The organism is Selenomonas ruminantium subsp. ruminantium ATCC 12561 (assembly GCF_000424065.1).
Classification (GTDB): Bacteria; Bacillota; Negativicutes; order Selenomonadales; family Selenomonadaceae; genus Selenomonas_A; species Selenomonas_A ruminantium.
In genome coordinates this window covers 161,479-178,266 of sequence record NZ_AUJE01000001.1, presented here as the reverse complement: position 1 = coordinate 178,266, position 16,788 = coordinate 161,479, and the positions used below count along the sequence as shown (strand labels likewise).

The 16,788-nt window shown below is 48.7% G+C and carries 20 protein-coding genes; 3 read left to right on the top strand and 17 right to left on the bottom strand.

Features of this window, described 5'->3' with window-relative positions; all coding sequences use genetic code 11:
- Positions 1-154: 154 nt before the first annotated feature.
- The 16 genes from G598_RS0100815 to G598_RS0100745 all read right to left on the bottom strand — a co-directional run bounded on the left by G598_RS0100815 (position 155) and on the right by G598_RS0100745 (position 13,490).
- The gene (locus G598_RS0100815) at positions 155-544 is read right to left on the bottom strand and encodes a Sec-independent protein translocase subunit TatA/TatB (protein ID WP_026765329.1); all 390 of its coding nucleotides are present in this window, start codon (positions 542-544) and stop codon (positions 155-157) included.
- A gap of 25 nt (positions 545-569) precedes the next feature.
- Positions 570-1,529 carry a polyprenyl synthetase family protein gene (locus G598_RS0100810; RefSeq protein ID WP_211221438.1) on the bottom strand — a complete coding sequence of 320 codons (960 nt, stop codon included), beginning with the start codon at positions 1,527-1,529 and terminating at the stop codon, positions 570-572.
- Between the two features lie 105 nt (positions 1,530-1,634).
- Positions 1,635-2,411: an amino acid ABC transporter ATP-binding protein gene (locus G598_RS0100805; protein WP_026765327.1), complete on the bottom strand. Its 777-nt coding sequence runs from the start codon at positions 2,409-2,411 to the stop codon at positions 1,635-1,637.
- Positions 2,398-3,036, bottom strand: coding sequence for an amino acid ABC transporter permease (locus G598_RS0100800; RefSeq protein WP_026765326.1), 639 nt, complete (start codon positions 3,034-3,036; stop codon positions 2,398-2,400). Before G598_RS0100800 ends, G598_RS0100805 begins: the two co-directional genes overlap by 14 nt.
- 110 nt (positions 3,037-3,146) lie before the next feature.
- The gene (locus G598_RS0100795) at positions 3,147-5,057 is read right to left on the bottom strand and encodes an ABC-F family ATP-binding cassette domain-containing protein (RefSeq protein ID WP_026765325.1); all 1,911 of its coding nucleotides are present in this window, start codon (positions 5,055-5,057) and stop codon (positions 3,147-3,149) included.
- A 21-nt stretch (positions 5,058-5,078) separates the two neighbouring features.
- A complete protein-coding gene (locus tag G598_RS0100790) occupies positions 5,079-6,434 on the bottom strand; it encodes an MATE family efflux transporter (protein WP_026765324.1) in 1,356 nt (451 codons plus the stop codon).
- A complete protein-coding gene (locus G598_RS0100785; protein WP_026765323.1) occupies positions 6,434-7,633 on the bottom strand; it encodes an SEC-C metal-binding domain-containing protein in 1,200 nt (399 codons plus the stop codon). The genes G598_RS0100790 and G598_RS0100785 overlap by 1 nt, the downstream gene beginning before the upstream one ends.
- A 64-nt stretch (positions 7,634-7,697) precedes the next feature.
- Positions 7,698-8,897, bottom strand: a complete 1,200-nt coding sequence (locus G598_RS0100780; protein ID WP_026765322.1) for an N-acetylmuramoyl-L-alanine amidase — start codon at positions 8,895-8,897, stop codon at positions 7,698-7,700.
- Between the two features lie 130 nt (positions 8,898-9,027).
- The gene (locus tag G598_RS20000; protein WP_211221436.1) at positions 9,028-9,300 is read right to left on the bottom strand and encodes a hypothetical protein; all 273 of its coding nucleotides are present in this window, start codon (positions 9,298-9,300) and stop codon (positions 9,028-9,030) included.
- A gap of 82 nt (positions 9,301-9,382) precedes the next feature.
- The gene (locus tag G598_RS18360) at positions 9,383-9,808 is read right to left on the bottom strand and encodes a hypothetical protein (protein WP_051179734.1); all 426 of its coding nucleotides are present in this window, start codon (positions 9,806-9,808) and stop codon (positions 9,383-9,385) included.
- 12 nt (positions 9,809-9,820) lie between these two features.
- Complete coding sequence (gene floA / locus G598_RS0100770; protein ID WP_026765321.1) at positions 9,821-10,822, bottom strand: flotillin-like protein FloA; 1,002 nt, start codon at positions 10,820-10,822, stop codon at positions 9,821-9,823.
- Between the two features lie 14 nt (positions 10,823-10,836).
- A complete protein-coding gene (locus G598_RS0100765; protein WP_026765320.1) occupies positions 10,837-11,469 on the bottom strand; it encodes an NfeD family protein in 633 nt (210 codons plus the stop codon).
- A 400-nt stretch (positions 11,470-11,869) separates the two neighbouring features.
- Positions 11,870-12,316, bottom strand: a complete 447-nt coding sequence (locus G598_RS0100760) for a GatB/YqeY domain-containing protein (protein ID WP_026759209.1) — start codon at positions 12,314-12,316, stop codon at positions 11,870-11,872.
- A 77-nt stretch (positions 12,317-12,393) separates the two neighbouring features.
- On the bottom strand, positions 12,394-12,573 hold the full coding sequence (gene rpsU, locus G598_RS0100755; protein WP_014425320.1) for a 30S ribosomal protein S21: 180 nt from the start codon (positions 12,571-12,573) through the stop codon (positions 12,394-12,396).
- Positions 12,574-12,681: 108 nt separating this feature from the next.
- On the bottom strand, positions 12,682-13,029 hold the full coding sequence (locus G598_RS0100750) for a histidine triad nucleotide-binding protein (protein WP_026765319.1): 348 nt from the start codon (positions 13,027-13,029) through the stop codon (positions 12,682-12,684).
- An 80-nt stretch (positions 13,030-13,109) separates the two neighbouring features.
- Positions 13,110-13,490, bottom strand: a complete 381-nt coding sequence (locus G598_RS0100745; protein ID WP_026765318.1) for a methylglyoxal synthase — start codon at positions 13,488-13,490, stop codon at positions 13,110-13,112.
- A 221-nt stretch (positions 13,491-13,711) separates the two neighbouring features.
- Between G598_RS0100745 and G598_RS0100740 the strand changes: the two genes are divergently transcribed.
- From G598_RS0100740 to G598_RS0100730, 3 genes are all read left to right on the top strand, one after another.
- Positions 13,712-14,113: a helix-turn-helix domain-containing protein gene (locus G598_RS0100740; protein ID WP_026765317.1), complete on the top strand. Its 402-nt coding sequence runs from the start codon at positions 13,712-13,714 to the stop codon at positions 14,111-14,113.
- A gap of 4 nt (positions 14,114-14,117) precedes the next feature.
- A complete protein-coding gene (locus G598_RS0100735) occupies positions 14,118-14,639 on the top strand; it encodes an ImmA/IrrE family metallo-endopeptidase (protein ID WP_026765316.1) in 522 nt (173 codons plus the stop codon).
- Between the two features lie 114 nt (positions 14,640-14,753).
- The gene (locus G598_RS0100730; protein WP_026765315.1) at positions 14,754-14,957 is read left to right on the top strand and encodes a hypothetical protein; all 204 of its coding nucleotides are present in this window, start codon (positions 14,754-14,756) and stop codon (positions 14,955-14,957) included.
- A 455-nt stretch (positions 14,958-15,412) separates the two neighbouring features.
- On the opposite strand, the gene G598_RS16585 is transcribed toward G598_RS0100730, so the two are convergent.
- On the bottom strand, positions 15,413-16,777 hold the full coding sequence (locus tag G598_RS16585; protein WP_037362714.1) for a restriction endonuclease subunit S: 1,365 nt from the start codon (positions 16,775-16,777) through the stop codon (positions 15,413-15,415).
- Positions 16,778-16,788: the final 11 nt, after the last annotated feature.

Genomic DNA, 16,788 nt, shown 5'->3' with positions numbered 1-16,788 from the left:
CCCCTGACAACGTATGACCTGGATACCTTTATCACGAACTTGCCGACAAACTGCAATTTAATCAATGCAATAAGCCCGCGGGGCTGGTGATATTTTCCTGGAAAATATCACCAGCCCCGCGGGCGTCTTATAACATCGATGTAAACCACCAAATTTATGCGTTCTTCTTCGCAGCCTGCTCCGCAATTTGCTGCCGCACAGACTCCTGGGTAGGCGCTTCATAAGCCGGCTTAGGCGCTGGCCCAGCTTCCGGCGTTATATTTGGCGTAGTCGCCGCCTGCTGTGCACTGACTTCCATAGACTGATGGCTTGGCGAAGCCGTCTGTGTCTGCACGGGCTGTGGTGCGGCAGGCTGAGTGCTCTGCTGCTGCACCGGCGTTTCCATTGGCGCATTAAGCGCCTGTGAGAAGGCATTCGTCGCCTTTTTGAACTCCCGTACGCCCTTACCTACAGAACGCGCAATTTCCGGTAATTTACTAGGGCCAAAAACGACCAGCCCTACAATCAAAATCAAGATAAGTTCTGGTACACCGATTCCAAACATGGTGAATCACCTCTCAAAATTTCGCTTAAAAATCCCGATCGCCGATAAAATCTGCCACTTGCACAAAGGCCTCCCGGATTTCTGCCGGCAAATTCACTGGAATCGCCTGACGCGCCCGTTCCAGATATTCGTCTGCCTTAGACTTGGCCATTTCCACACCATCGGTTTCCCGAACAATAGTCAGTGCCCGTTGCACCATTTCATTGCTCATTTCCGGATCCGTAACAATAGATGCCAATTCTTCTGCATCTGAGCTGACATTCAAAGCATAAATAACCGGCAAAGTCACAATCCCCTGCCGTATATCATTGCCCACCGGCTTACCAATCTGCTCCGATGTCTGCATGATATCAAGCACATCATCAGTAATCTGGAAAGCCATGCCAATGCAGTGGCCATACTCAGCCAGCTTTCTCGTATCTTCTTCCGGCAGGCCGCCCACGATACCGCCCAGTTCACAACAGATTTCCAAAAAATCCGCCGTCTTTTTCTGAATGCGCTCGTAATAATTATCCAAATCCCGAACAGCCTGATAAACGGTATGGTCCTGAATAATCTCACCTACACTGAGATTGCCCACGAGTTCTGCCAAACGCTTGGACACATAATCGCCATAGCCACCTTCCGCGATAAGCGCAAAAGCACGGGCAAAAATATAATCACCACTTAAAATGGCAATCTGATTATCCCATTTGGCATTAGCCGTAGGCTCTCCCCGCCGGGTATCTGCTTCATCAATTACATCATCATGAACCAGCGAAGCCGTATGGATAAGTTCCAAAGCCTCTGCCAACGGCAGGACTTTTTCCAAAGAAAAGCTGCTGCCGCCTCTGGCAGCCAACAGACACAGCGCCGGGCGAATTCTTTTCCCTCCGGCGGTAACCAAATGAGTTCCAACCTCATTTACCAATTCCACTGGTGAGGAAACTGCCCCGATCAGTCCCTCATTCAGTTCATCTAAGTCACTCTGTATCACATCAAACATGGGGTTTGACACATTTATCACCTACAAAATATAGTCTTCATGGCATTTCACACATTTTATAATTGTACTACATTTCTGCTCATTTGTCATTGTTTATATTTATCGTTAGAGCATATTTTGCAGGAAGTTTTTTGTGCGTTCTTCCTTAGGTGCTGCAAAGAACGTTTCCGGTTCCCCCTGCTCTACAATATTGCCATCTGCCATAAAGATTACCTGACTGGCCGCCTCCCGCGCAAAGGCCATTTCATGTGTCACCACAACCATGGTCATATGCTCGGCCGCCAGTTCCCGCATGGTCTTTAAGACTTCTCCCGTAAGCTCCGGGTCAAGGGCCGAGGTCGGCTCGTCAAACAGCATAATGTCCGGCTTCATGCACAAGGCTCTGGCGATGGCCACACGCTGCTGCTGACCGCCGGAAAGCTGTGATGGATAGTAATCTGCCCGGTCAGAAAGCCCGACTTTGCCCAAAAGCTCCCGCGCATATGGCTCCACTTCACTACGTTTTAAGCCTTTCACTTGCATCGGCGCTTCTAATAAGTTTTCCAATACCGTCATATGTGGGAACAAATTGAACTGCTGAAAGACCATGCCCGTAGAGGACAGGATCTCCCGTTCCTCCTTGCCGCTGGCGTAAACTGCCTCACCGTCTCTGGTCTGTACCAAAAATCTATCCTTGATGGCAATACTGCCCTTATCGATGGTTTCGAGTTTATTGATACAGCGCAGAAGCGTACTTTTGCCGGAACCGGACGGGCCGATAATGGCCAGCACTTCGCCGCGGCGCACTTCAATATCAATGCCTTTGAGGACTTCCAGATTATCATAAGCCTTATGAATGTCCGTCATTTTCAGCATGATTTCGCCTGTATTAGTATTTGCCATAATGTGCCTCCAGTTTCTTAAAGCCCCAGGTCAGAACAAAAGTCATCGCCAGATAGAAGATTGCCGCAAACAGGAACGGGGTCATATCAAACTCCCGCTGTACAATCGTACGGGCCACGCGCAAAAGGTCGTTCATGGCCAGAATATACACCAGCGAAGTATCCTTGACTAAGTTGATGGTCTCGTTGCTGACCGGCGGCAAAACAATGCGGATAACCTGCGGCAGGATAATGCGGCGCATGGTCTGCGGATAACTCATGCCGAGCGTTTTGGCTGCTTCATACTGTCCCTTGGGCACAGCCTGAATACCAGCACGGAAAATCTCGGCAAAGTAAGCCGCATAGTTCAACGTAAAGGCCAAAAGCGCCGCTGCGATATCCGGCAGCCGTATGCCAATCATCGGCAGGGCAAAGTAAACAAAAAGCAGCTGCAGCATGAGCGGCGTGCCGCGCATAATCCAGATATAAAACTCGACAATCCGGCTGATGATTTTCAAGCTGGACAGCCGCCCCAAAGCCGCCATCATGCCCAAAGGCAACGAAAGCAGCAGGGTGACGAAAAATATTTCCAAGGTTATTTGCGTACCATCCAGCATCAGCAGGAAGATGTCAAAGAGTTTTTCCATATCGCTCTTACTCCTTTAGTGTCGTAAAGTGTTAATACATTAGATTATACACAATTACTGTCACAGTGTAAAGAAAAAATGACCTGCCGCTTTGACAAGTCATTCTCCTGTTAGCTATCCATTTGACTGGCAATTTCTTCCAGATATTCCCAGCGTTCCATAAGGTGTTCCACTTCTGCCGTCAGCCGCGCTTCTTCCTTGGCCAGTTCATTTAAGCGGCCAAAGTCGGTAGCATTTTCCGCCATTTGCAGCTGCACGACCTTCAGTTCCCCTTCCTTGCTGGCGATAATGCCTTCAATCTCCGCATACTCCTTCTGCTCCTTGAAGGTGAATTTCCGTTTGGTCTGTTCCTGTTTTTCTGCTGCGACCAGTTTCTCTTTCGTCTTTTTCACAACAGATTCAGCCATAGGCGCCGCCAGCGCTTCTTCCTCGGCCAGCTTTTCCTTGTAATAGGAATAGCCGCCCGCATACATGCGCAGATTACCGTCTGCTTCATAGGCAAAGACTTTATTCGCCAGCCGGTCCACGAAGAACCGGTCATGGGATACGAAGATGATTGCCCCGTTGAAATCGTCAATAAAGCTTTCGAGCACGGCCATCGTTTCGATATCCAAATCGTTGGTCGGCTCGTCAAGCAGCAGGACATTGGGTTCCTCCATCAACACCCGCAAAAGATAAAGCCGCCGCTTCTCACCACCGGACAGCCGCCCAATCGGTGTCCACTGCAAATCACCTGGGAACAAGAAACGCTCCATGAGCTGCGAGGCCGAAATGCGCGTGCCATCGGCGAGTGTGATAAAGTGCGCGGCCTCTTTCACATACTCAATCGCCCGCAGACGCTCGTCCATATCCACCGCCCGCTGGGCAAAGTACCCGATTTTGACCGTCTGCCCAATGGTTACCGTACCCGAAGTCGGCGCAAGCTGTCCCGCGATGATATTCAGGAGCGTTGTCTTACCTGTACCATTGGATCCCAAAATGCCTACACGGTCGTTGCGCAGAACCGTATAGGTAAAATCCTTGACAATCGTGCGCCCATCCACTTCATAGTGCACATGGTCGAGCTCAATGACCGTACGCCCCAGACGACTGCCCGCCAAACCGATTTCCACGGTACTGTTGTCAATATTTACGCTTTGCGCTTTGACTTCCTCATAGCGCTGAATACGCGCCTTCTGCTTGGTGGAACGTGCCTGTGCCCCACGGCGCAGCCACTTTAACTCGTTGCGCAGGAAATTCTGCCGCTTGGCCTCCGTGGACTGCTCACGTTCCAATCGCTCCGCCTTCTGTTCCAGATACTCCGAATAATTACCCGTATAGGTATAGGCACTGCCCTTGTCGAGTTCCAAAATCTTCGTGGACGTATTATCAAGGAAATAGCGGTCATGCGTTACCATGAGGATTGCACCTTTAAAGGCGCGCAGATATTCTTCGAGCCAACCGATGGTCTCGCTGTCCAGGTGGTTGGTCGGCTCGTCCAAAATCAGTAAATCACAGGGCTGAATCAACGCCGTTGCCAGTGCCAGCCGCTTCTGCTCACCGCCGGAGAGCGTGCCCGCCTTGGCGGTATAATCGCGGATGCCCAGCTTCGTCAATACGGTCTTGGCCGCACCTTCAAGCTGCCAGCCATCATGTTCATCAATCACCGCCGTATGACGCATGATTTCCTGCTGGGCTTCCTTGTCCTGGGGATTTTTCTCCACCGCCGCCATCGCCAGTTCATAGCCCCGCAAAGCCTGCATCAAAGGCGACATGCCGCGGAACACTTCCATGAGCACCGTATTTTCCGGTTCAAAGACCTTATCCTGCGCCAAATACTCAATCCGCAGGCCGCGCATGGTGGTGATTTCGCCGGCATCCACAGGAATGAGTCCTGCCACTGCCTTCAAAAAGGTACTCTTGCCCGTGCCGTTCACACCGACAATCCCGACCTTATCCCCGGCATCCATGCTGAAATTCACGCCATCAAAGAGAACTTTCTCTCCATAGCTTTTGGTAAAATTTTCAATGGTTATAATCATATACGACTTCCTAACTATTCCTTACCCCAATAAATGGGCAAATTTTTTCTGCACCTGCCGGAGTCTTACTTCCAGACATACCGCACCAATGACAATGCCCGCAATCAGGCCTATCCAGTACCCATACGGCCCCATATCGGTATACTTTGCCAATCCCCAACCCAGGGGCAGACCGATAATCCAAAACGAGAGCACCGCGAGCATAAAGGTCACATGAACGTCCTTAAAACCTCTGAGCGCCCCCTGCAACGGCGCATTGATGCTATCCGCAAACTGCATAAAGACTGCGTAAATCAAAAAGACGGACAGTATCGGCTGCACTTCGGCACTGCTGGTATAGAGCGCGGCGATTTCATCACGGAACTGGGTCAAAAACAACGCCAGCGTTCCCACGCTGAAAAAGGTCAGATAACGGCTGAGCCTGATGTACTGCTGAGCATCAGCCAGGCGCTTAGCGCCCACTTCATACCCGACCAATATCGTCAATGTCATGCTTACGGCCAGTGGCACCATATAGACAATGGTGGTAAAGTTCATAGCCGCCTGATGGGCCGCCACAATCGCCGTACCATAAGCCGTCATAAACAGCCCCACGGCACCGAAGATACTCTGCTCGCAGAACATCGTCGCGCCAATGGGAATCCCTACCCCCAGCTGCTTTTTCCACTCTGCCAGATGGATTCCCGGCAGATGACGGAACACATGATAGTCCTTGAAGGGGTGCATGCGACTGACCACGATAATATTCAGGACAAGGTTTAACGTCAACGTTACCGCCGAACCAATCCCCGCACCGATGCCGCCAAACGCCGGCATGCCCAAAAGCCCATACATAAAGATGTAATTGAGGGTGATATTGGTCGGCACCGTACACATGGTCACGCACATCGTAAGCCGCGTATAGCCATGGGCATCAATAAAGTTGCGCAGCACCGAAGAAATAAAGATGGGAATAATCCCCAATGACAGGAACATCAGATAATGGCTCGTGATGTATTCCACCCGCGTCTCCAGATGCAACAGCGGCAAAATATAGGGAACCGTAAGCCAGCCCAAGGACACAAAGCCCACACCTAACGCCAACGCCCAATAAAAGCCCTGCTTGACGATAAAGCCGATTTTTTCCTGTTTGCCGCCACCATAAAGCTGGGATATGGTCGGCGTCAGCCCGGAAATAATCCCCAGGAAGCTGCCAAAAAACGGCATAAAGAGGTTAACCCCCACGGCCACGCCAGCCAAATCCTGCTGGCTGATATGTCCGGCCATTACTGTATTAAAAAACCCTGTTGCCATTAACGACAACTGGGTTATAAAGATGGGCAAAAGCACCACAAAGAATTGTCGTGCTTTTGCCTGGTAACCAAAGGTCTGTTTCATCAGTTTTCATCCTTCGCGAGGCAACAGTTCTTATACTTCTTGCCGCTGCCACAGGGACAAGGGTCATTGCGCCCAGCCTTCTGGCGGCGCACTTCAGCAAAGGGAATCACCTGTCCCATACCACTCTTCTCGAACAGCTCGCTCGGCGTATGACCTTTGAGCGGCCAGAGATGGGTTTCGTTATTGTAGGCTATGAGCAGAGGAACTACTGCCCTCATCTTGGCTTCGTCCTCCATCATCCCCAACTGTTCCAGATATTCAGCCGCTTCCGTCATCGTGCCGCCATTCTGCAGCAGGATAAAGATTTCGCCCACAATATCGGCAGCCTTGAGCACATCACAGCCATGTTCCTTCATAAAGAACTGCGCCAGTTCTTTATATTCATTGGTATCGTCAATATGGTTGTCGGCCCCGGCTTCAAAAAGCTGCTGATAGCCAAATTCGGCAAAGTCCAGATTGCTGTGCTTACGCTGTTCGTCCTCTAAAGCATTTTCATCAATCAGCGTATAATACTTCACACCCTGCGGCAGAGCCACAATGGTATTCGTCCAGCAGGAAGCGTTGAGCATGACACCCACAAAATCCTTGAACGAGAGGTTTTCCCGCTGGTCAGCTTCCAACTGGCCAGCCACTTTGGTATAGAGTGTTTCATAATCCATATAACCGCAGTAGAACAGGTAGCCGGCCGTCAGGCGGGTGATTTCCGTATTCATGGTCGCGAGCGCTTCAAAATTAGGAGAATCCAGCTTCTTGAATTCATCACGGATTTCCTTCGGCATATACCAGACCAGTTTGTCCCCTACTTTTCCACAAGACAACAGCCCCAGCCCGCGAAGATAATCCAGCCGCACATCGTCATCACGAAGTTTGGCACTCTTGCCCTTCTCGAGAATAAAGTGCTGGAAGCATTCGTATTCCTCAAGCAGAATTGACGGCAGCCAGATGCGGGCAAACTTCAGGATTTCCGGCGCCAGCTTCTCTACTAATTCTGCCTTTTTAAGGGAGCTTGCACCGCTGATATTGAGATTATAGCGAATATCGTCCAGCTCCGCTTTGGTCATGGTGTTCAGCATTTCCTTAAGCGAGTTCTGCTCCGGCATCTTATGGCGGTAAAGAGCTTTCTTTCGCTCCTCCATATCCGCTTCCATCATCTGCGCAAGGGTCTCAGCCTGAGTCAATTCATTTTTCTGGTCTTCCATTGGTAATTCTAAAATCCTTTCTTTCCGTATCTTAAGGGTAATCGTTTTAATGTAATTGTTGGGTTCAGCCGAAGTAATCCGCAATACCGTCAGCAATGCCCTGAGCGGCCTTGCGGATGCCCTCTTCGCTGTCCATGAGTTTTTCTTCGCTCTCGTTGGAGATAAAGGCAACTTCCACGAGCGTAGCAGGCATATCGGTGTGCTTTACTACATAGAAATTACAGCTTTGCGTTCCTCTGCTCTGCGTGCCCAGCTGGTCAATGAGGGCAACACGGATTTTGTCAGCCAGCTGACGGGAACGTTTATCACCCAAAGAATAGTAATAGCCGGTAGTCCCGTGAGCTGCGCTGCTGGTAAAGGAATCCATGTGAATGGAAACAAAGATATCGGCATTCTTTTCATTAGCCACGTCACAGCGCGCCTGCAATTCTTCAATATCCGTGGCCTTGGCCCGTTTCTTGGAAACCTCGATATCCGCACTGCGGGTCATATATACTTCCGCGCCCTCTTTTACCAGCAGACGTTTGAGCTCATTGGCCACACGCAGGGTGACACTCTTTTCCATAACCCCCGTAGGGCCGATAGCTCCCGAATCACTGCCACCATGACCGGGGTCAAGAACAATCTTGCGGCCTTTTAAGCCCGTAATCCCAGAAAGTTCTCCGTCTACATCGCCATTATCTGTCGTTTCCTGTTCTTCCTGCTTAGCAGGTTCTTCAACAGGCGTTTCCGCAGGTTTTGGCTTGACATTATCCGTTTGCGGCTTAGCTGTCTGTGAACCGGTCTTGGACATATCAATTTGCACCCCAGACGAATCCGTTAGGTTACCAAAGTCCATAACTACACGGCCAGGTATGGTTCCACCGTTTAAAACAAAGACTTTGTAATTGTTTTCCCCCACCTTGCTCTCCACCACCACACGGACGGTTTTCGGGTCAAACTGAGCGATTTTCACACCGCCGACAAAGCGGTTTTCTATGCTGATATGCTTATTCACCTCAGGCGAAAGCCAGGCGTTTTCTATATCCACCACCACTCTGTCCGGATTAGACAGCACCATCTTTTTATATTGGACAGGCTTGCTGGCGTCAATGACAATACGCGTCTTATTCCCATCAAAACTGTCACGGATGCCAGTGATTTCCGCCATACGGTTTACGCGCTCACTAAAATCCCCTTCCTCAGCCGAAGCAGCAGACAGGGGCATAAGCAGGCATAAAGTCGTCAACAGCAGCAAATGTATATAGAAGAAAATACGTCTCATCGAATCCCTCCATTAACGGACACATATACTCTATTATCAACTTTATTGCGTGAAAATGCAAGGGCTGGGGAGGATTTTATTCGAGCCAAAAGAGACGGTGAGACTTCCCACGCTCTGCTGCGCCTCAGGACTAAAAATAATTTTCTTCACGTCCTGTGGCTAACGCTTCGCTTTGGGAAGCCTCACCGTCTCTTTTGAAGTTGCTATCGTGCTCTAATATTTTCTTTCCATCGAGCAAAATCGAACAAAAGCCCTGAGGACAGATGATGTTTTTCCGGCGCGTTTGACAAGCTTGTCTCAGCAGAGGAAAAATATTATCTGTCCTCAGGGCGGCTTTTCCTATAGATGTAATGTACGAACAAAGCCCGCGGGGCTGGTGATATTTTTCCGCAGCTTTTGACAAGCCTGTCTATGGCGAAGGAAAAATATTACCAGCCCCACGGGCGTCCTGTATAGCAGACTGTAAACCTAACTGCCAACAACTACTATCTTCTTGCTTTTGGTTTGCCGAGTATTTCTGCCCAGATAACGGCCTGTTGCAGATTATTTAATGTTACCGTGTTTTGCGGAGCTGGCGTTTGTTCAGCCAGCTGCTTTTCTGCGCGGTTCTCAGTCTGCTCCCGCTGCTGTTTTTTCTTTTTGCGCAGCATTTCCTGATAACGTTCCTGCTGTGCCCAAATCGCATCCTGTGTTTCCACTTCTGCGGTTGTCTGAATATCCGGCAGGGACGGCGCCCCCCGCAGTTCCGGGATTTCGATTTTCCTGCGTTCCCGATTAGGCTGCGGAATGTCCGGCAATGGACGCTGAGGAAAATCCGGTACACGGCGTTTGGGAACAGGCTTTTTCTTGTCTTTGCGGTCAGAAAAAATGGCAAAGAGAATAAAGAGGACGATGACCCAAAAGGAGTCCATGGGAATCCCCCCTTATTTTACCGGTGCCGCCGGCGCCTGCAGCTTGCTGCCTGCACTGCTCGTGCTGATGGCGTTGCGCATATCCGTATCGGCCTGCACATTGTTGAGATTATAGTAATCCATAACCCCGAGCTTGCCTTCCCGCAAAGCCTGTGCCATTGCATGCGGAACTTCGGCCTGTGCTTCGACGACCTTGGCTTCCATTTCCTGCGTATAAGCCTTCATTTCCTGCTCTTTGGCCACAGCCATCGCACGGCGTTCTTCGGCTTTTGCCTGGGCGATACGCTTGTCGGCTTCAGCCTGGTCGGTCTGCAGTTCAGCACCGATATTACGGCCTACATCCACATCGGCGATATCAATGGAGAGGATTTCAAAGGCCGTACCGGCATCAAGCCCCTTGCCCAATACAGTTTTGGAAATATCGTCCGGATTGGCTAACACATCATTATGGCTTTCGGAAGAACCAACCGTCGTGACGATACCTTCGCCAACACGGGCAATAATCGTGGGTTCGCCAGCACCACCAACCAAACGGTCAATATTGGCACGAACCGTCACACGCGCCTTGATTTTGAGTTCAATACCATTTTTCGCTACAGCCGAAACCACCGGCGTTTCAATAACCTTCGGATTAACGCTCATCTGCACCGCTTCGAGCACATCACGACCAGCGAGGTCGATAGCCGCTGAGCGTTCAAAGGGCAGTGGAATCTGTGCACGATGAGCCGCGATAAGGGCATCCACGACCTTATCCACGTTGCCGCCTGCCAGATAATGTGCCTCGAGCTGATTAACGGCTACATCAAGACCGGCTTTATTGGCCTTGATGAGCGGCAGGATAATCTTATTCGGCGGTACACGGCGCATGCGCATACCGACCAGCGTCATAATACCTACCCGCACATTGGCCGCCAATGCGGAAATCCACAACCCAATGGGAACAAAATGCAGGAACACCATGACAAACGCAATAATCAGGACTAACAGAAAACCTGTTCCAATCAAACCGCCCATAAACAAAAACCCCCTTAAACTTGTCGTACAACTACACGGTTTCCTTCGACTGCCACCACTTGAACCTGTGCACCTTTCGGCACAAAAGCACCTTCGGAAACCACATCCACAGGCTTGCCATTCAGCCGCACGCTGCCGGAAGGACGCAGCTCCGTGAGCACTTCCCCAACAGTTCCCAGCAGAGACTCACGCGGTGCCGCACTGACAAACCCACGCTCAGAACGTGATTCGTCCTTCAACACCACTTTATTCCACAGCTTGCTCGATGGCAGACGTTTCACAATCAGGGCAAAAATCACAATCGACGCCACAAAGGAAATCAGCATGGCATACAGCGCATGAATGTCACCGCCCAAAGCCAATACCACACTATAGAGCATCGCCGCTACACCCAGTCCAGCTAAGAGCCCCACTGTCGGCAGCAGCATTTCCACGATAATACAGATAATACCACCCATAAAAATGGCAATCTGATAAAGCGAAACCAAACCTTTCACATACTGACTGCCCCAAAAGACGCCAGCAGCCACCAGCCCCAACAAAATGCCCGCACCCATGCCGCCAGTCTTAATCTCGACCATAATAGCCAAAAACATAATCACCAGCAAAAGCATCTGCAGCACCGGCATATTAATCGCCACATCCATAACCTCACCCCCTTGAGAGTATTTCCACATATCCTACAAAAAATCCTGCAAAATACAAGCACATCGTATTAAGCTCATGTAGGCTGGTGATGTTTTTCCGCAGCTTTTGACAAGCCTGTCTTAGCGGAGCAATCGTATCGTACTAAGCCCGTGGGGGGCGACATAGTCGCGGGTGTCCAGTGGACACCCCGGAAGGCGGTGTTTTTCCGTAGCGTTTGACAAGCCTGTCTCAGCGGAGGAAAAATACTGCCAGCCCCCACGGGCACCTTATCATTTATGTAACCTACAGCCTAAGCCCGCGGGGGACTGGTGATGTTTTTCGCAGCGTTTGACAAGCTTGTCTAAGCGAAGAAAAATATTACCAGTCCCCCGCGGGCGCCTTCCTGCAACGATGTTCCCCTTACCCCTGCAAGAAGCTCTTCACAATTGTATTAACCATCTTCCCATCAGCGCGCCCCTTAACCTTCGGCATCAGCACGCCCATAACCTTGCCCATATCCTTCGGCGTAGCAGCTCCGGTCTGTTCTACCGCAGCCTTCACGAGTTCACGCACTTCATCTTCAGACAGCTGAGCCGGCAGGTAAGGCAGGAGCACATCGATTTCCGCCTGCGTCTTTTCCACCAAATCCTCACGGCCGCCCTTCTGGAATTCCTCGATGGAATCACGGCGCATCTTTACTTCCTTGCTGATAACCGCGATTACATCTTCCTCGCCGAGTTCCTTCTGGCCATCAATTTCCTGCTGACGGATAGCACCGCGCACCATACGGATAACGGCCAGACGTTCCTTTTCCTTGTTCTTCATGGCTTCTTTCATATCTGCGGTAAGCTGTTCTTTTAACGACATGTCTTCTTCCTCCATTATAAATCCATATAACAAAAAGACACCTGAAAATCTTACGACCTGCAGGTGTCTCGCGCAAATTATCTGAACTTGCGTTTACGAGCTGCTTCAGATTTCTTCTTGCGGCGAACGCTCGGTTTCTCGTAATGTTCACGTTTTCTCACTTCAGCCAGCGTGCCAGCTTTCTGGGACATACGCTTGAAGCGGCGGAGAGCACTATCGATTGATTCGTTTTTACCAACTTTAATTTCGTTTGCCATCTATTTTTCCCCCCCTCCACTTAACATGGGAGTTTGTGTTTCTAAAACTACACCACGATATTATACAATAGAGATGGCGAGCCTGTCAACACAAATCCGCACAAATCGTTAGCCTGGGGGCCATTGCATGGAGCGACCGCCTAAGAGATGGAAATGCAGATGTTTCACGGTCTGACCGCCTTCATCGCCGGTATTGGCAACCACACGGAAACCGGATTCTGCTACACCCAAATCACGTGCAATCTGCGGAATCACCTCGACCAGAATATGCGCAACCAGTTCCTTGTCCTCAGCCTTTAATGCGGCTACACTTTCCACGTGTTTTTTCGGAATCACGAGCACATGTACAGGGGCCTGCGGTTCCAAATCCTTGAACGCCAGCACCGTTTCGTCTTCATAGACTACCGTGGACGGAATTTCCTTGCCTGCAATCTTGCAAAAAATACAATCTGCCATCATTTACACCTCCTTTGCAAATCATATACAGTTATTAATTCGCCATAAATAGCAAAACACCTGCTTATTCTCTCAAAAAATCAACAGCTAAGTTTCTTGTCTGCATATTCCAGCAAAATATGGCCACTCTTACGATTTGTAGCCAAGGGAATATTATGCACATCGCAAAGTCTCAACAAAGCATTAATATCCGGCTCATGAGGCTGTGCAGTCAACGGGTCACGCAGGAAAATGACATACTGTACCTTTTCCGTGGCTACTAAAGCACCAATCTGCTGATCGCCCCCCAACGGCCCCGACATCATCGTTTCCACATCCAGCCCCAGCTTTTCCTTGAGCAATGTGCCCGTAGTATGGGTAGCTACTAAATGAAATTTCTCCAGCAAAGCTTTGTGATGAGAAGCAAAATCCAACATTACTTCTTTTTTCTTATCATGAGCAATCAACGCAATGGTATCCATATAGATCTCCTTCTTTCTACAAAAACTTCCCTGATGAAATTCCTTGAGACATATCTACCTGCAAGGTTTGGCTGCTTATGCGCAGCCATCCTGCTTCATACAAGATAAACAATAATAAATCAATAAAGAATTGTCAAGAAAAACTTAGACTTGATTTTCAACTGCCATTATGTTACACTACGAGTAACTTAATTTCACTTTTATAAAGGAGTTTGATTATCATGAACTTCGCAGAAAAATTACGGCAGCTGCGCAGCCAGAAAGGAATGAGTCAGGAGGCTGTAGCTACAGCCATCGGCGTAACCCGTCGCACCTATGTTTCCTATGAACGTGATGGCCGCTATCCCAAAACCCGGGAACGCTATGCAAAATTGGCAGAGTTGTTTGGTGTAGACACCAACTACCTCTACACCGAAAACGAAGACTTTTTAAGTCAAGCTAGAGAAAAATACGGCCGCACAGGCATGAAACAGGCAACCATGCTGGTTAATGAATTATCCGGACTCTTTGCGGGGGGCGAGCTCAGCGAAGAAGACCGGGATGCCGTTATGCAATCCCTGCAGGAGGCTTACTGGCTGGCAAAAAAGGAAAACCGGAAGTACCGAAAAAAATCTAAGGAGTGATTCCATGGATTCAGAACAGTGCCATAAACGTGCCCGGGAAATCATCCGGCAAGTTGGCCGCCGGGATATGCGACAGGTAGCCAAGGAACTCAACATCAAGGTTCTTTATAATGAAAACTTCTCGAAACTTTTAGGTATGTACTTCTGCCAATGGCGCAACCGCTTTATTTTTCTCAACACCAATTTAGATGATATTTGGCAGAACATGGTTCTGGCGCATGAAATCGGTCATGACCAGCTGCACCGTGACATTGCCAAACATCAGCAGATGCACGAATTTGAACTTTTCCGCCTGAACAGCCGCACCGAATACGAAGCCAACGCCTTTGCCGCCCATCTGCTGATGGATACGGACGCGGTTTACGCCGAACTAAAGGAAGGCTGTGATGAATTCACACTCGCCCAGAAGATGAACTGCAACATCAATCTGACCTTGATAAAACTACAGGAAATGGCAAAACTCGGCTACGATATCCGCCCCAGTGACAGCGTTGACAGCCAGTTTCTCAAAAAAATTCGCGTATGATTTTTTCTTAGGCTGTAATAAAGATTTTTTTCAATCGTATATAACCATATAAAGATATAACGCAATAATACAGGGATTATCCTTTTCCCCATATCATTTTACGGAGGTATCACTATGACGAACGCAATCATTCATTACGAAGTAATTATGAACATTATCCTGATTGTTTTGGTGGTCTGCCTCGCCGCCTACACCATTGCCCAGGACATGCGCCTGCGGAAATACAAAATGCTGCTTGCCGATAAACAGTCCGGCAACATGCACGAAACTAACCCGCAAGGAAAGCCTGCCATACTGCACAGCCGGTTGGCGGCGTAAGTCCATTACTTTATGATAATTTATCCATAGGGAGGAGTGTCAATGCTACTTCCTTTCCACATCTAAAGCCCTGAACGCACAAGTTCATGGGCTTTTCTGTAATATTTGATTATGCTATACTAGATATGTTGCCCGCCCCATACTGGTAACAGGAAGGGGGGTGCCAATTTGACATTTCGGGACTTTGTGGTTTCAGTCGCTGCGAGTGTTGTCGCATATTACCTCGCTAAATGCCTAGACTTGTTAATCACATTAATCTTTGGGTGACATAGGCTCGGTCTGGCATAGCCGCCAATTATGCAAGAACCCCCCGGTTGGAGTCGCATTCCTTCCGGGGGGTTCCTTTTGTACCTCTTTGACAAATCGGGTTTGTCGCTTATAAAAAGTATATCACAGCCGCCAAAACACTTCAAGATGTATGTTATGTGAAATTTTAGGCTACTACTATCACTGAATTACGCTGACAGAATTTCCCGCAACAGTTCCTTGGCACTGGGGTTGGAGGGGTCGTTTGTTCCCAGTTCACCACGGAAGGCGCGGGCAAGGATGGATTTTTTGAGGGTGTCGATGGTGGTCAGGGCTTCTTCGCAGGCGGTGACGGTGGATTGTTCGCGGGAGAGCAGATTGTCCAACAGACGGACGATTTCTTGTTGCTCAAGGATTGTCGGCACATCAAATTCAAATGCACCTATTTTTTTTGCATTAATGTTAGATTGATTTACGCCATCTGTCTTAACCTTATTACAATACTCTTTGGCTTTTGGACTATTTAACATATAGTTAAAAAAATCACCAATTATTTTATCGCGCTTATAATCCAACTTTATCAAATAGCCAGCATATATAGCAGGCCTTTCTCCTCGATATATGGATGTTTTCCCCACTAATTCTGCACTGTTTGTTCTATTAAATAAAACATCGCCATCTTTTAATGAATACTTTTCTATATCATCTTGGTCATTCGAATAAACCAACGACCCCCAATCTATCTCCCCATTCTGCAAATTTCCCATTCGTAAAACAGCTACGTCACCATCTTGAACTGATTTTTTTGCCGTTCCATACTTCAAGGAATTACAAATACTTTTAACATTAGATGTTTCTCTGCTATCATCACTTACACCATTTTCCCTTCTCCACTTCTCCGTCAACTTGCCTGTGAAAGCCTGATGAAGAATAGCGGCACGGCGCAGGTCGGCTCCATCGAGAACTTCCTGTATTTTTTCCTTGGCTTCGTCCAGCTTGGCGAAAAGGGATTCGATACGAGCAACTATGCGGGACTGTTCTTTTAACGGTGCCAACGGAACAGGATAGTTTTTTACAAAATCCATGCTTATCCGTTGCTGACCTACTGTCCCTGAATAAGTAGTGCGACCTTTACTTATAAACTCCTCCGTTGATACCAGCCAAAATGTATATTTTTTATTAACATTAGGCTGACGTAGTATTATAAGTTCTGTCGTTCCTCCACCAATACCATTTTCTAATCCTTCAACTATCATTGATTTCCGATTTTCAAAGCATGGACTTATTTTTGCAAACGCCACATCTCCATCTGCCATTTGCGTATGTCCTTTTTTCGCTTGCTTCCAAGGTTGTATTTCATAAGTAAAGTTACTTGCCATGCCCCCATCAATATTAGCCATTGAAATAAAAGAAGCTCTCATATCATCATCAGTATTTTCATTCTTAGGATTTACACGATATAACTTATCCAGCCTTACCCAGCACCAATTCTCCGGCACCTTATATGGCTGTTCCTCTGCCGGCACCAGTGCCGCTTGTAATTTTTCTTCTATTGTCAGTTGCTTCTTTGCCATGGTAATCGGCA

Bases quoted from the DNA above. Each gene is read 5' to 3' on its own strand.
- G598_RS0100815 (WP_026765329.1), bottom strand. From the start codon at position 544: ATGTTTGGAATCGGTGTACCAGAACTTATCTTGATTTTGATTGTAGGG.
- G598_RS0100810 (WP_211221438.1), bottom strand. From the start codon at position 1,529: ATGTTTGATGTGATACAGAGTGACTTAGATGAACTGAATGAGGGACTG.
- G598_RS0100805 (WP_026765327.1), bottom strand. From the start codon at position 2,411: ATGGCAAATACTAATACAGGCGAAATCATGCTGAAAATGACGGACATT.
- G598_RS0100800 (WP_026765326.1), bottom strand. From the start codon at position 3,036: ATGGAAAAACTCTTTGACATCTTCCTGCTGATGCTGGATGGTACGCAA.
- G598_RS0100795 (WP_026765325.1), bottom strand. From the start codon at position 5,057: ATGATTATAACCATTGAAAATTTTACCAAAAGCTATGGAGAGAAAGTT.
- G598_RS0100790 (WP_026765324.1), bottom strand. From the start codon at position 6,434: ATGAAACAGACCTTTGGTTACCAGGCAAAAGCACGACAATTCTTTGTG.
- G598_RS0100785 (WP_026765323.1), bottom strand. From the start codon at position 7,633: ATGGAAGACCAGAAAAATGAATTGACTCAGGCTGAGACCCTTGCGCAG.
- G598_RS0100780 (WP_026765322.1), bottom strand. From the start codon at position 8,897: ATGAGACGTATTTTCTTCTATATACATTTGCTGCTGTTGACGACTTTA.
- G598_RS18360 (WP_051179734.1), bottom strand. From the start codon at position 9,808: ATGGACTCCTTTTGGGTCATCGTCCTCTTTATTCTCTTTGCCATTTTT.
- floA (WP_026765321.1), bottom strand. From the start codon at position 10,822: ATGGGCGGTTTGATTGGAACAGGTTTTCTGTTAGTCCTGATTATTGCG.
- G598_RS0100765 (WP_026765320.1), bottom strand. From the start codon at position 11,469: ATGGATGTGGCGATTAATATGCCGGTGCTGCAGATGCTTTTGCTGGTG.
- G598_RS0100760 (WP_026759209.1), bottom strand. From the start codon at position 12,316: ATGTCGTTAAAAGAACAGCTTACCGCAGATATGAAAGAAGCCATGAAG.
- rpsU (WP_014425320.1), bottom strand. From the start codon at position 12,573: ATGGCAAACGAAATTAAAGTTGGTAAAAACGAATCAATCGATAGTGCT.
- G598_RS0100750 (WP_026765319.1), bottom strand. From the start codon at position 13,029: ATGGCAGATTGTATTTTTTGCAAGATTGCAGGCAAGGAAATTCCGTCC.
- G598_RS0100745 (WP_026765318.1), bottom strand. From the start codon at position 13,490: ATGGATACCATTGCGTTGATTGCTCATGATAAGAAAAAAGAAGTAATG.
- G598_RS0100740 (WP_026765317.1), top strand. From the start codon at position 13,712: ATGAACTTCGCAGAAAAATTACGGCAGCTGCGCAGCCAGAAAGGAATG.
- G598_RS0100735 (WP_026765316.1), top strand. From the start codon at position 14,118: ATGGATTCAGAACAGTGCCATAAACGTGCCCGGGAAATCATCCGGCAA.
- G598_RS0100730 (WP_026765315.1), top strand. From the start codon at position 14,754: ATGACGAACGCAATCATTCATTACGAAGTAATTATGAACATTATCCTG.
- G598_RS16585 (WP_037362714.1), bottom strand. From the start codon at position 16,777: ATGGCAAAGAAGCAACTGACAATAGAAGAAAAATTACAAGCGGCACTG.